This window comes from Gorillibacterium massiliense (assembly GCF_000455485.1).
In the GTDB taxonomy this organism is placed as follows: Bacteria; Bacillota; Bacilli; order Paenibacillales; family NBRC-103111; genus Gorillibacterium; species Gorillibacterium massiliense.
In genome coordinates, this window is the sequence record NZ_CBQR020000094.1 from 14877 (window position 1) to 28156 (window position 13280).

The 13280-nt window shown below is 47.8% G+C and carries 12 protein-coding genes; 1 reads left to right on the forward strand and 11 read right to left on the reverse strand.

Annotated elements, in window-relative coordinates:
* Positions 1 to 23: 23 nt before the first annotated feature.
* The 6 genes from TJ79_RS11040 to TJ79_RS11065 all read right to left on the reverse strand — a co-directional run bounded on the left by TJ79_RS11040 (position 24) and on the right by TJ79_RS11065 (position 7078).
* Complete coding sequence (locus TJ79_RS11040; protein WP_052339496.1) at positions 24 to 1745, reverse strand: protein O-GlcNAcase; 1722 nt, start codon at positions 1743 to 1745, stop codon at positions 24 to 26.
* 35 nt (positions 1746 to 1780) lie between these two features.
* The gene (locus tag TJ79_RS11045; protein ID WP_052339497.1) at positions 1781 to 2620 is read right to left on the reverse strand and encodes a carbohydrate ABC transporter permease; all 840 of its coding nucleotides are present in this window, start codon (positions 2618 to 2620) and stop codon (positions 1781 to 1783) included.
* A gap of 3 nt (positions 2621 to 2623) precedes the next feature.
* Positions 2624 to 3547 carry a carbohydrate ABC transporter permease gene (locus TJ79_RS11050; RefSeq protein ID WP_238322956.1) on the reverse strand — a complete coding sequence of 308 codons (924 nt, stop codon included), beginning with the start codon at positions 3545 to 3547 and terminating at the stop codon, positions 2624 to 2626.
* A gap of 73 nt (positions 3548 to 3620) precedes the next feature.
* Positions 3621 to 4919 (reverse strand): ABC transporter substrate-binding protein, encoded by a 1299-nt coding sequence (locus TJ79_RS11055; RefSeq protein ID WP_081756854.1) that lies wholly within the window; start codon positions 4917 to 4919, stop codon positions 3621 to 3623.
* A 360-nt stretch (positions 4920 to 5279) separates the two neighbouring features.
* Positions 5280 to 5837, reverse strand: coding sequence for an SGNH/GDSL hydrolase family protein (locus TJ79_RS11060; protein ID WP_238322958.1), 558 nt, complete (start codon positions 5835 to 5837; stop codon positions 5280 to 5282).
* Positions 5838 to 6151: 314 nt separating this feature from the next.
* Complete coding sequence (locus TJ79_RS11065) at positions 6152 to 7078, reverse strand: 5'-3' exonuclease (protein WP_155987848.1); 927 nt, start codon at positions 7076 to 7078, stop codon at positions 6152 to 6154.
* A 215-nt stretch (positions 7079 to 7293) separates the two neighbouring features.
* Between TJ79_RS11065 and TJ79_RS11070 the strand changes: the two genes are divergently transcribed.
* Complete coding sequence (locus tag TJ79_RS11070) at positions 7294 to 8289, forward strand: Gfo/Idh/MocA family protein (protein WP_040950370.1); 996 nt, start codon at positions 7294 to 7296, stop codon at positions 8287 to 8289.
* Positions 8290 to 8545: 256 nt separating this feature from the next.
* On the opposite strand, the gene pyrH is transcribed toward TJ79_RS11070, so the two are convergent.
* The 5 genes from pyrH to cbiB all read right to left on the reverse strand — a co-directional run bounded on the left by pyrH (position 8546) and on the right by cbiB (position 13271).
* Positions 8546 to 9283, reverse strand: a complete 738-nt coding sequence (gene pyrH / locus TJ79_RS11075; RefSeq protein ID WP_040950371.1) for a UMP kinase — start codon at positions 9281 to 9283, stop codon at positions 8546 to 8548.
* A gap of 263 nt (positions 9284 to 9546) precedes the next feature.
* Positions 9547 to 10644, reverse strand: coding sequence for a DUF5808 domain-containing protein (locus TJ79_RS11080; RefSeq protein ID WP_040950372.1), 1098 nt, complete (start codon positions 10642 to 10644; stop codon positions 9547 to 9549).
* Positions 10641 to 11042, reverse strand: a complete 402-nt coding sequence (locus TJ79_RS11085) for a GntR family transcriptional regulator (protein WP_040950373.1) — start codon at positions 11040 to 11042, stop codon at positions 10641 to 10643. Before TJ79_RS11085 ends, TJ79_RS11080 begins: the two co-directional genes overlap by 4 nt.
* Positions 11043 to 11234: 192 nt before the next feature.
* Entirely contained in the window at positions 11235 to 12272 is a 1038-nt protein-coding gene (locus tag TJ79_RS11090) for a pyridoxal phosphate-dependent aminotransferase (protein WP_040950374.1), read from the reverse strand.
* Positions 12273 to 12284: 12 nt separating this feature from the next.
* On the reverse strand, positions 12285 to 13271 hold the full coding sequence (gene cbiB, locus TJ79_RS11095; protein WP_040950375.1) for an adenosylcobinamide-phosphate synthase CbiB: 987 nt from the start codon (positions 13269 to 13271) through the stop codon (positions 12285 to 12287).
* Positions 13272 to 13280: the final 9 nt, after the last annotated feature.

Genomic DNA, 13280 nt, shown 5'->3' on the forward strand with positions numbered 1-13280 from the left:
CTCTCCTATCTCTCAGGATCGGCTTAAGATAGCGATTGCGATGATGCCGATTCTATCAACTCTTCGTGAGTTGTCTCTTTTTTGTTCTCCTGCTTCTTTGCATATCCCCATTCCTGCGCAGCCTTCATCGCCATATCGCTGCCGATGCGCACGCTGCAAAAGCTGCACTTCTCAACCCACTCCCGTACCTTCTCCCGGTTGCCGTCCGTCGGATCGTTTTCGCAAGCCAAGATCGCATGCCAAAGCCGGATATCCATTTCAGCCCGCTCGAACCACGGCTTCACTTCAACATGGAATTTCTCGTTTCTCATCCCGGACAAATCGGCAAGGACCTCTGCAAATTTCTTAAAGTGCCGGTCGATTTCCTGCATGCTGCGATCTTTGAGCGCCTGTTCCAACTGCTCGTTCTTTCCGAACCATAAACGACGGTTCTCATTGTTGCGGCAGAAAAATGTCATTGAATCCACATGGTCCGGTGCAAATTGTTCGATAGCGAGCTTCCAGGAATAATCCGCATTGTACCGTTCGCTGTTCCACATATAGTGGGACAGGGTCACCAGGCTGATCTTCGACAGTTCCCATTGGTTCATCGGATTGCTCACAAAGCCGACATGTCCGTGCTGATTCAATTTCGAATAGCGGTTCCGTACCGGGTCCAGGAAGATCCGGTCCTTATCTGCGTCGTTTACCGGAACATTATCCCAAAGAATGAAGTCATGGCCGTAATACTCCCGGTTATTCTTCGCATGGGTCCGGTCAATCGTCGGCGCAAACACGAAGTATCCCGTCCAGAACACGAGCACTTCCGGATCCATGAGTCCGCGGATATCCTTCTTGTATTCCGTATCCCAGTAGGACCAATATTCCGAAGGGCACATTACCAATTGATACTGATACAGCTCTTGTTTCAAGTATCGATTGATTTCGTTCACCAGATAAGCATGGGCCACGCCCGCTCTTCCCAGGAAATTTTTATTTTCTTCCTTCAGCACGTAATCGATGTCATCCATCAAAATGGCGAAGTTCCGGATGCCGATGTCCATCATTGACTTGAGTTTTTGCTGAATCAAGGCAAAATCGTCTTGCGACGTAAATTTCATATCTTTACCCGGGCTAATGCAATAGAAGAAGTCGACCTGGTGCTTGTCACAGTGCTGTTTCAACTGTCTGATCTTATCGAATTCCTCGGCAGGGTACGGTTCTCTCCATAGCTCCCGGTGATATTCGTCGTCCTTTGGCGCGTACATATAGGCATTCATGCGATGCTTGCTCATGAAATCGATGGAATCCATCCGGTCCTCGAAGCTCCATGGCACTCCATAAAACCCCTCGATGATGCCCCGGATCGGAAAAGACGGCTCATCGTGGATCGTCGCTTTCGGCAGCCGCAACCCTTTTTCGCACGGCTCAAGCAGCAGCCCCAACGCATCGATCGCATATTTGATCCCGCGTTTGTTGCTGGCGAACACCGTGATGGTCTCTTGCTCAATTTGCAAAATATAACCGTCTTGAGCAAGCTCGCCGTTGTATTCGAAATGCAGCTTGACATTGCCGAGTTCATAATCTTCTTCGACGTATTCTTTGTACATCGTCTGGATCTCAATCAAGTCGGAAGAAATGATACCTTCGAATTCCTGATTCATCCCAAAACGCGACGATAACTCGCAAACCAGCTTTTTCCCTTCGAATTCCACGTACTCGCCGTGGTGATACATATCCCTGAAATAATAATGGTAGTCTTTCATGGCATTATTACCTATTCGGTGCGATGTCGACAGCCTTAACCTTTAACCGCACCCGAAATTCCTTCCATATAATATTTTTGCGTAAACAGGAATACGATGATGATCGGAACCACCGAGATAACTGTCCCTGCAGCGATCCAACCGAAATTGTAAGCGAATTGTCCGTTCAGGAAGCTCAGTGCCGAGGCGAGCGGATACTTGCCGGTATCGTTCAACACGATCATCGGCCACAAGAAATCGTTCCATCTCCCCATGAACTCGAGCAGCACGATGACGGCGATGCTCGGCTTTACGACCGGAAGCATGAGCTGACCCCATATGCGCAGTTCGCTTGCCCCGTCGATTTTCCCGGAATCCCTTAACTCAAAAGGAACCGTCATAAACGCCTGACGCATCAGGAAAATATTAAATACGCTGACCCCGGACGGCAGGATGACCGCCATGTAATTCCCCATGACACCTAACGCATCAATCGTCAAATAGTTCACGACCATACCCGCAGCCGCAGGGATAATCATGGTAGCCACAAGCAGCGTAAAAACGGAATCTCTGCCTTTAAACTTGAAAGCGGCGAGGGGATAGGCGGTCAGGCAAGACAATACGACGTTCATGATCACCCCGATCACCGCCATGATGAGGGTGTTGGTGATATATTTAGGGAAGTCCATGAATTTCCAAACTTGAACGTAGTTACCGAAATTAATAAAGGTAGGCAGAATCGCCGGCGGGAACGCAAAAATATTTTTTCCCGGCATGAGCGACACACTTAACAGCCATAGAAAAGGGCCCATCATTAAGAGCGCAAACAATATGAGAAGCAGATAGATGAGTGTTTTATTAAAACCATTGAGAATAGTCTTCTTCATAAGATTCATCCATTAATATGGATTGACACCACCCTTCTTGTTGACGCGGAACATCAAAATGCTAAGAAGCGCGATAATTATGCTGACGATTAGACCCAAAGCGGAGGAATAACCGAAATCGAATTTTTTGAAACCTTGCTCGTAAATGTACAGACTGGAGGTCAACGTTGCGGTGCCGGGTCCGCCCGACGTCAAGACGAACACTTCATCAAACACCCGGATGGCGCCCATCAGGGAGATCAGGGAGCAGAAGAAAACGTAAGGCTTCAGCATCGGAATCGTGACTTTGCGGATCGTTTGGAATTTCGTCGCACCGTCGATCATCGCCGCTTCCTGCAAATCTTTAGGTATGGATTGCAAGCCGGCCAAATAAAGCATCATGTAGTAGCCTATGCCCTTCCACAACGTTACGAACATGACCGACGCGAGAGCGGTTTTCTGGTTCGTTAACCAGCCGAGCGGTTCATCCATCAGTCCCAAGCTCATGAAGAGGTAGTTAATAACCCCGTTCGAAGACAACAGCCAACTCCAAATGATTGCAACCGCGACCATCGAGGTAACGACCGGAATGTAATAGGCGGTACGGAAGGCGTTGATTCCCTTCACTTTACTGTTGACCAAGATCGCCATGAAGATGGAGATGATTTGGATAAAAGGCACCACGATGATATAGACGAAGGAATTCCATAAAGAGATCAGAAACTTATCGTCCTGGAAGGCACGAACGAAGTTATCGAAGCCGACAAACCGGGTTTTATCAATGACGGAGTAATTGGTAAAGGCAAGCGGAACGCTATAAACGATCGGCCAAAAAACGAATAGTGCAAGCAGGATCAACCCAGGGGCCATGAACGACCATCCGAGCATCGCTTCCGATCTCCTGCCCTTGCCGAATTTGGATTTCAAGGATTCTTTTTTCACTGCTTGTGCAGACACTTTAACCCACCACCTTAACATAATGATAGGCAGGAGAATTATAGCAACACCCCTGCCTATCGCCCTAAAACTATTATCTGCTCATTATGGTTTTGACATCCTTTTCTGCCGCTTTCAATTCCTTAGCGATATCGGAATAGTTCAGGATTACGCTTTGCAATCGTTTTGCTACCGCATCGCGGATATCGTTCGCGTTTTGCACACCAAGCAGGAAGTCTCTCGCTTTGTCCAAGCTTTGGGCCGACGCCACTTTTGCTTTGGCTTCCAAAGTTCCGTCGTCCTCCGTAAAGAACGGATCCTTAATGGAGTCCACCGTGGATGGCAGGGTATTGGCTTCTTTGGAGAATTGAAGCTGGTTAGCCGCATTGGTTACAAACAGAGCAAACTCGATCGCCTCTGCTTTATTTTTGGTTGCCGCTGGAACCCCGATATTCATCGTCTGCGAGAAGCGTACATTGCCTTTACCTACAGGAGCAGGAGCCGCTACGGTTTTGGCATAAACATCTTGGGAAGACGTTTTCAACTGATTGATGAAGGAAGAAGTAGACACGGTCATGGCAACTTGTTCGCTGGCAAAGTATTGAATTTGTTTCGTGTAGATCGCATCTTCTTTCGGAATGTATCCGTCTTTGATCATTTGAACATAGTCAGCCAGGATTTTTTCGGTTCCCGGCGTATTAAAGGCCGGCGCGCTGTTGTCATCCGTCAGAAGCTTCTCGCCTTCAGCCACGAACAGCTCGGCGTCTGCTTTGATCGTGTAACCCGCTTTGCCCGTTTTTTCCTTGATTTGTTTCGCCCAAGCGTTATACTCTTCGTTCGTTTTAGGCGGATTGTTGATATCTAAACCAGCTTTTTCAATCAATTCTTTATTCATAAAAAGTACAGGAAGGCCGGTATACCATGGCAGCGCATAGGCTTTACCGTTGATCACGGTTGAATCATAGAGACCTGGGAAATACAAGGCCTTCTGCTCATTCGTCAATTCCGCATTGAGATCGACCATCGCGTTTTTCGTGCCCATTTGGTTAGCCATTTCCGTATTTAAGTTGATGACGTCCGGAGCTTGGTCGCTAGCGATGCTGGTGAGCAATTTGTTTTGGATCGCATCGTAAGGGTAGTCTTTCCAATCGATTTTCACGTTCGGATGCTGGCCTTCAAACTCGGTGATCAGCTTTTTGAAATAGTCATTGAAGGTGGGTTGGAGCGAAATGGTCCAGAACTCCAGCTCGACTTTCTTTTCCTTCGTCCCGGTGGAAGCATTTCCGTTTCCGTCCCCTTCGGATTTCGAACCGCCACCGCAGCCGGCCAACAGCCCTGCGGCCATCATGGATACAAGAAGCATGGATACTACACGTTTCATCTTCACTTTCATCTGTCTTACACCCTTTCATTCTCGATTTTCTTGTTGTTTTTTAGTATGGCTTGTTGTTCCCGCTAACCCCCCATACTGTTTGGAAAACACATGTTCCGCGAAACCGGAAAAGCAACTGAGCATGAAACGCTTACAAAAGATAGGTGTAATGATGTTCAATCGTTTTATTCGGTTTTGCTTCAAGGCACCGGTTTCTTGCCTCTGAAGATAGTGTATCACCACCTGAAGAATAATTCCACTTTTTTTAAGAAAAATGGAGGATTTATTCGTTCCATAATATGACATCCTCTACGTTACACAAAAAAAGCTTTCCTGCAGTAGCATAACTACCTTCGGAAAGCCCGTTTTATAAGGATTCGATTAGAGATATTTGCGGATGAACTCCATGGTCTGATTGGCGCACAGACGGGAGCCTTCTTCCGTCAGATGCAAGCGATCCTCGCAAATGAGATCCGGAAGCCCTTGTTTCACCAGCAGGTTCAGATCGTTGACCTCAATTTTTTTGGTCTGCATCAGCTCTATTGTGGCCTGATTGTACAAATCGATCTCCGCGTTACTCCTGCCTATGCTGTCCGGCAATACGGGAATGGTCGTAGCGAAGATGATTTTTGCGCCGTACCGTTCCAATTCGTTAATAATCCGGCGCATTTGATCCAGGTATTCGGGCAGCGGCGTCAACGCTTCCACCATTGGCGCTTCATGATGCAGGTCCCATAACCCGTTGTTCCAATGCACGATGTCGGGTACGCCCAATTCATTGATCCATAGATTTACGCCCCAAAGCGTATGCTTGGCGAATCGGCCGTTCTCCTCCGGCCCGACAACGACGGCCTCGTTTTTTAAACCTTCCTGAACGTAAGGCTGGTAACCCAAACGGATCGAATCTCCGAGCAGCAACACTTTTTTCAATTCTGTCACCTCATTATGAATTATGGAGTCTGTTTTTCGCAGCCGATATATCGGGCTAACCAGTTGTGCTCTTCGTCCGCAATCGGCCATTTCATATTAATCGCATCATTACGAAGATTCAAGATTAAATCGATGAACGGCTGAAAACACCAAAAAGAAATTAATAGCTTCATGAGCGCCTGTATATCGAACACGCGCTCGCATTAGTTCATTATAAAAGTTGGAGAGTTGTTCATCGAACTTTTCACAAAAAAAATAAGAGGCGCCCCTAGGTCTGATCTTGATGACCTTTTAGGGCAACCCCATATCACATTAATTTCCGACTAAAATAGAGTCTGCACTTCCGGCTCGGCAAAAAGATCGGCGTCGCCTTCCGCTTTGGCGTGCTTTTCCAACAGCTTAACCAAGCTGCCGAATTCCAGATCCATGAATCGCTTCTTCGCTGGCTCCAGTCGCACGTTCCACAGACAATCGTCCAGCTTGCAGGTAACGGGAGCATCCAGGCGAATCCGCGCCAAGTCCCGGGACAGATGCAGCATATCGAGGTCCGCTTCGATTTTGCCGCGGACACCTTTCGGCAGCTTGTCCAAATTGGCCAGTACGCCTTCAACCGATTCGTAGTCAACGATCAACTTCAGCGCCGTCTTTTCGCCGATGCCTTTTACACCGGGGTAGTTGTCGCTGGTGTCGCCCATGAAACCTTTTAAATCAATGACCTGCAGCGGGGTGAGTTGCCTTTCGGCGAAGAGGAAATCCGGATCGTACACGGCGTAGTTCAGCTTGCCCTTTTTCATGATGACGACTTTGATCGTTTCACTTACCAGTTGGAGCATATCGTGATCGCCGGTCAAAATATAGACCTCCGCTTGCGTGCTCAGCTGCTTTGCCAAGGTGCCGATGCAATCGTCCGCCTCAAAACCTGCGATGCCGATGTTCGTGACCCCCATATCCGCAACGACTTCCTTCACCAGGTCAAATTGCGGTATCAGCTCCAACGGCGGTTCGCCGCGGTTTTGCTTGTAGCCATCATAAAGCTCGGTGCGGAAGGTTTTGCTACCCATGTCCCAGCAGCAGACGACGTGGCTCGGTTCAAAGGTATGAATTGCATCGAATAGATAATGCAGAAAGCCGAAAATGGCATTGGTGGGGACGCCTTTAACTAGCCGTGCGGAATAAGATTGAGCGTAATAGGCTCTAAACAGCAAGGCCATCCCGTCGACGATCAATACTTTCGGATTCGGTTCGGCGATTGTTTTCGTATCCACGTAGATGATTCTCCAATCTTTTATTCATAGAGTGCCTATTAGTCAGGCGTGTTTCTATTATACTCTGTTTTCTCTCGAAACTCCCCCTTTCCCATATTTTCATAGGATAATTCAAAAGGTTTCAAGGGATTCCGTTTGCCATCGTCTCAGATGCGATATGCTATACTACTAGGGTATTCCATTACCGGAGGGTGAACCCTATGATCAAATTAGCCTTGCTCAGCTATTGGCATGTACACGCAAAGGATTACGCAAGAGAAGCCGATGCTCATCCCGATACGGAAATCGTCGCCATTTGGGACGAAATTCCCGAACGGGGCCGGAAAGAGGCGGAAGCCCGGAACGTTCCGTTTTACGAAAATCTGGACGAACTTCTGGCATCTCCAGATATCGACGGTGTCATCATCGTTACTCCGACCAACCGGCACCGGGAGGTTATGATCGCAGCAGCAAATGCAGGTAAACATATTTTTACGGAAAAAGTCATCGCCCCCACACTCCATGAAGTCAACGATATCCTCCAAGCCGTTGAAAAAAACGGCGTTAAACTTACCGTTTCCCTGCCGCGGTTGAATGACGGATATACGCTAGCGATTCAAGATGTGCTGAAAGCCGGAAAGCTGGGTGACTTGATCCATGTTCGTACCCGCCTGTCCCATGACGGCGCTTTGGCCGGATGGCTGCCCGAGCATTTCTTCAACAAGGAACAATGCGGTGGCGGGGCGCTGATCGACCTGGGCTGCCACCCGATGTATTTGGCCCGTTTGTTTTTGGGTCTGCCGGAAAGCGTTACCGCTACCTACGGATACATCTCAGGCAAAGAAGTGGAAGACAACGCGGTGGCGGTTCTGCAATATGGAAACGGCGCTGTCGCCGTCGTGGAAGCGGGCTTCATGAATCCGCGCTCTCCCTTTACCATCGAGATCAACGGCACGAAGGGAACCCTGGTCTATGGCGCACCGAATCCCGACCGCATCTATTTGGAAACCGTCGAACAGGTGGGCAACGAGTGGGAGGAACTTCCGCTACTTGAAAACCGGGAGCCTGCTTTCAGCCAATGGGTCGGCCACATTCAAAACGGCACCACTGCGGATGAAAACATCCAGTTAGCCGTCGACCTCACCCGCCTGATGGAAGCCTCCAACCTGGCTGCTGCCCGCAAGTGCGCGGTCAAGCTGAATGAGCTGGCTGAATAGAGTTTCGACGTCACGGATCTTGTGAAACCAAATAGTTAGGGAACGACCTCAAAGAATAATGGCTAAGACTATGTAAAATTAGATCGATCAAAAAGCCGCCTTTTCAAGAGGCGGCTTTTTGATCGATCGTACCCATTAGCTTAATCAACCCTCTACACTTTACCAAATATATGTGGTTCGGTTCACCGTGCTGTCTGTAAGGGCAAGTATTACGAAAAAAGAGGGAGCGTTATTATGCTCCCTCATAATCTTCAACTCATTCCAATTCCAAAATGGACTCACCGCTAATTATCGTACCATTATCTTTCCCCTCACAAATTTCTTTCATTGAGCTCGGTTTATCAAAATTAAATACATGCATTGGCAGATTGTAGTCTCTAGCTAAGATGAAAGCTGATTGATCCATTACCTTCAAGTTATTTTTTAAAACATCGTTGTAGTGAAGTGACTTGAACTTCCTTGCTTCTTTGTCGAACTTAGGGTCTGCATTGAGAACACCATCTACGCCTTGTTTTGCAACTAACAAAGCTTCACAATTTACTTCGATTGCCCTTTGAACGGAAGGGTAATCCGTTGTAACGTAGGGTTGTCCGTTTCCTCCTGCAAAAATTACGATGTAGCCCTTTTCCAGATGGTGAACTGCTCTTAGTCTGATGAATGGTTCTGCAACAGATGTAGTAGGTATTGCTGTCATTACACGAACTTCTTTGTTTGTTTTGGCTTTAAGAACTCCTCGAAGCATCAGGCTATTAATAACAGTTGCAAGCGTCCCGATGTTGTCAGCTTCTGCTCTTTCTATTCCCCAGCTTTCCGCCATATTACCGCGAAAAATATTCCCTCCACCTATAACTAATGATACCTCAACGCCTAGATTCACGACTGACATAATTTCATTGGCAATATGGTCCAACCTTTCAGGCTCAAAACCAAATTCTGTGTTTCCGGCAACTGCTCCACCGCTTAGTTTAATAAGAACTCTTTTGTACCTTGTCAAATGAACACCTCCGCGCAAATAAAAAACACTAAAGCAACGAGTGCTTTAGTGTCTTAATGGAACGAGAATATGAAATTGTAACAGTCGACTTGTTATAAGCCTTCATCTTCCACCTCATATTCCCACTCCTTCCAGTTATTTTTTATCAATTCATTCTATACTGTGCGGGAGCAAAATACAACACCGAAAGTGTCAGACAAGCACAGCTCCTATTGTCCATCGACTATTCATCAGTTGAACTCTCCTTCCGGAGATTGATTCACTTATCGAAAATTGAAAAAGGATACAAGTAAGGCGGCCACCAAAACGGCTATTGTCGCAGCGGCTATGATCCTACCGAGTGGATTAGCCATATTGATCGTCCAGCCAAATCCGTATCGATCCGGAACGAACAATGCCGGGTCTTCAGAGTTCACATAAACGCTACCGAGCCACTTCCAGCGCCTCTCCTCCTGCGACGGAACGTCCCTATGCTGATCAAAGCCTCTGATTCGCGGGTAAAGCACGACAACGATCAGCGCTAAGAAGAACGCTGCTAGAAACGAGATGTTGAAGCGGAAGAGCAGATTGAGCTTCCAGCCGTATAGCATTACGGCTTGCAGCAACCCTATATTTGCAACCCCCAGCAGCGAGATGCCCCAAACCGTAATCGAATGAATTTTCTTGAGCCTCAACTGTTTCCTTAGCGAACCTTCCCGGTCCTGGGGATCCAGAGACATCCTGGCACGGCCGATCATTAGATGAATGCCGGTGAAAAACAGGGTCATCAACGCTTGCACGATGTTCATCATGAATACGGTCCGTACGGATTTGAATATGTAATGATCCGGAAAGTCGTTCGGCCCCATATGTGTGGCAATCCACTGAGGAATCACATCCCACCTTGCAACGGCAAAAACGATACATAGCGTCATTGCGGCAACATGCGCCGAATACCACCAAGAGCTCAGCACCGAGCTATGCGTCCGGCTGACCGAAAGATTTGCTGTGCGCTTCATCTGCACGGCAACCTGCCAGCCCCTAGCCGCCTTCAAGCGTTGCGCGGAGATTCGACTGATCCGAATGGCGCAGAGTGAAATAATCGCTAAAAGCAAGATGGCCATTATCCAACACAGATAACTCAGCCCCGCCGTTTGATGACGCGTCAATAGCAAGCAAGCCCCCCCGATGACGACGGCAAAACCGCCTGTGAGCAAAACATATTTCCTGCGAATGCCTCGGACAGCCGCATCCTGCAAAGCCTCCGTCGGAAGCGCGATGCCGAACAGCAGGGTCCGCGATCCAGAAAAAACCAGTATGCTGATCATCAGCGCAAACATCAAATAAAGGCCCGACATCATGATCATCGTTTCTTGTGTCAAGATTGTTTCCCTCCTCGATTTGTAATGGTATCCCGGTACACCAAACTACTCATCTGCGCGAATGTCTCTTCCGACATGCCTCGTACCGCAGCTGTTGCCGCAAGCGATCGCAGCTGCTGTCGGAGCTTCTCCTCGAAGGCCTCCGTCACGCCGGGCATCCCGTCGGATTGAACGATAACGCCCTTTTTCCGGTGTATTTGAAGAAAGCCCTCTTGCTTGAGCAAATTATAGGACTTGTTGACGGTATGGAGATTAATCCCTAAATCCTCCGCCAAGCTCCGGACCGACGGAAGCGGGTCCCCCGGCTGCAAGGTACCGGAGGCGATCCCTTCGACGATTTGGTCAACTAGTTGTGCGTAAATCGGGGTTTCCGATTGCAGATCGAGCTCTATGAACATGGATATCTCTCCTTATGGTACTGCTGCTTTGACATGCCGAAGCCGTTCATATAAACTACCTGCCCGTTTTATTATCTGTTATATTACATATATAACACATATAAAAATGATGTGCAAGATCCTAGCTTAATAAAAAAAGCAGCTGATCTTCTGATCAACTGCCGCGGAATCCTTTTCAACTTTCGTACCTCTTCATTCTTTCGAAGCAAGTCCTCTGACCGCATGAATCAACGCTTCATTGTCGGAATGGTTTTTGACGGCAATCCGATAATATCCCATCCCTAACCCCCGGAAATTACGGCAGTCCCGAACGAGTATTTCTTTCTCCAAAAGCTTTTCATACAAAGCGATATCCGTCTTTAACAGAAGAAAGTCCGCTTCGCTTGGGTACACGTGAACACCCATTTGCTGCAAGCTTCTCTCTAGAAATTCTCGTTCCTCCCTCACAACCAGAACGGTATTCCAGATATATTCCCGCTCCTGACAGGCGGCTACACCCGCCAATTGCGCAAAGGCAGACAGGTTCCACTCCGGCAGCTGTCTTTCAATCCGCTTCCTTACCTCTTCATTTCCGCATAAAAGATACCCGAGCCTTACGCCCGGTATGGCAAATATTTTGGTAAAGGCACGAATGACAATGACATTCGGATAGTCCTCCAGCTTATTTTTAAAAGAGCGTTGCTCATCCTCTCCCGTAAACTCCAGAAAGCATTCATCAAGCACAACGAAAATCTGTTTCTTCCGGCAATCCTCCGCGATCCGCTCCAGCAGGTTGCTCTCCACCCTGTTTCCTACCGGATTGTTAGGATTAGTCAAAAACAGAATATCCGTATCGTAGGTAAGATGATCCAAAATCCCTTCATCCAATTGATAGCCCTTATTTTCTTTCATCTCATAATAAAAGATCTCGGCACCCGTAGAGATAGCCGTCTTCTCGTAACCGAAAAAAGAGGGAACCGGAATCACAATCCGTTTTGGAGCAAGAGCGCGCCCTATCGCCATAAATAATTCAGAGGCACCGTTTCCTAAGAGAATGGTTTCTTTACTAACCCCTATCATTCGGGATAGCTCTTGGGCGAGCTTCTCCGCCTTGATATCCGGATACGCTTCGCACTGCTCCACAGCTTCAAATAAGGCCCTTTTCACGGAAGCCGGCATGCCAAGGGGATTCACATTAACCGAAAAATCAATACTCACCTTGTTACGATAAATGTCACCGCCATGAATCATGATTTACCCCTCTCATTTCAAAACCATATAAACCGCAAAAAGGCAAATCAGGCATATTCCCTCGCAAAAGCCCGCTGTAATATACAGCAGACGATTGACACGAGCAATATCTTCGCGCTCCACTTCTCTTTGCGCATCTCCAATATAAGGCTTTTTGACGATCTTTCCGGAATAACTGGCATCCCCCGCTAGACGGATACCCAATGCCCCTGCACAAACCGCTTCCGTATGAGCCGAGTTGGGACTGGCATGGTTTTTTCGATCTCTTTTATAAATTCTCCACGCATTCCGCCCGTTGTACCCAATTCCTGCAAAATAGCAAGAAAAAATCATAATAGCTGCACTGATTCTGGCCGGAATGAAATTGACTGCATCATCCAGCTTCGCCGCGGCCCTTCCAAAATACAAATAGCGGTCATTCTTATAGCCCACCATAGAATCCATGGTATTAATCGCTTTATAGAGAAAACCAAGAACGGGTCCACCGACCGCCAGATAGAGCATCGGTGCAATAACGCCGTCTGAAGTGTTTTCAGCCACGGTTTCAATCGCAGCTTTGGTTACGCCGATTTCATCAAGGCTCTGCGTGTCCCGTCCTACAATCATCGATACTGCCGTCCTGGCGCCTTCCAGATCCTGTTCCTTTAATTTGGCATAGACCTTCATGCTCTCCAGCTTTAAGCACTTGGTGGCAAGAATCTGATAAGTCATAAGGCTTTCCACTACCAGCCCAAAGACAGGTGCGATCTTGTAAGCTCCCCACAGAATAAAAAAGCTCCCTGCTGCTGTCATAATCAACACGAGAGCCGTCAAGAGAATCCCCTTTTGCAGCTCTCTTTTGTTATCCCTCTGCTGCCTTCCGATATCGCCAAAAAGCACGCGATCCAGTTTCGCAATCCATCTTCCGATCAGCCGGATGGGATGGGGAAGCCAATAGGGGTCACCAAACATCAGATCCAGCGCAAAGCCAATAAAAAAGGCTGCAATATGATAGGTCATTCTATATCC

What these genes read in the sequence shown, in the direction of transcription:
- TJ79_RS11045 (WP_052339497.1), bottom strand. Translation starts at nt 2,620, where the DNA reads ATGAATCTTATGAAGAAGACTATTCTCAATGGTTTTAATAAAACACTC.
- TJ79_RS11085 (WP_040950373.1), bottom strand. Translation starts at nt 11,042, where the DNA reads ATGTTCATAGAGCTCGATCTGCAATCGGAAACCCCGATTTACGCACAA.
- TJ79_RS11040 (WP_052339496.1), bottom strand. Translation starts at nt 1,745, where the DNA reads ATGAAAGACTACCATTATTATTTCAGGGATATGTATCACCACGGCGAG.
- TJ79_RS11055 (WP_081756854.1), bottom strand. Translation starts at nt 4,919, where the DNA reads ATGAAAGTGAAGATGAAACGTGTAGTATCCATGCTTCTTGTATCCATG.
- TJ79_RS11070 (WP_040950370.1), top strand. Translation starts at nt 7,294, where the DNA reads ATGATCAAATTAGCCTTGCTCAGCTATTGGCATGTACACGCAAAGGAT.
- cbiB (WP_040950375.1), bottom strand. Translation starts at nt 13,271, where the DNA reads ATGACCTATCATATTGCAGCCTTTTTTATTGGCTTTGCGCTGGATCTG.
- TJ79_RS11090 (WP_040950374.1), bottom strand. Translation starts at nt 12,272, where the DNA reads ATGATTCATGGCGGTGACATTTATCGTAACAAGGTGAGTATTGATTTT.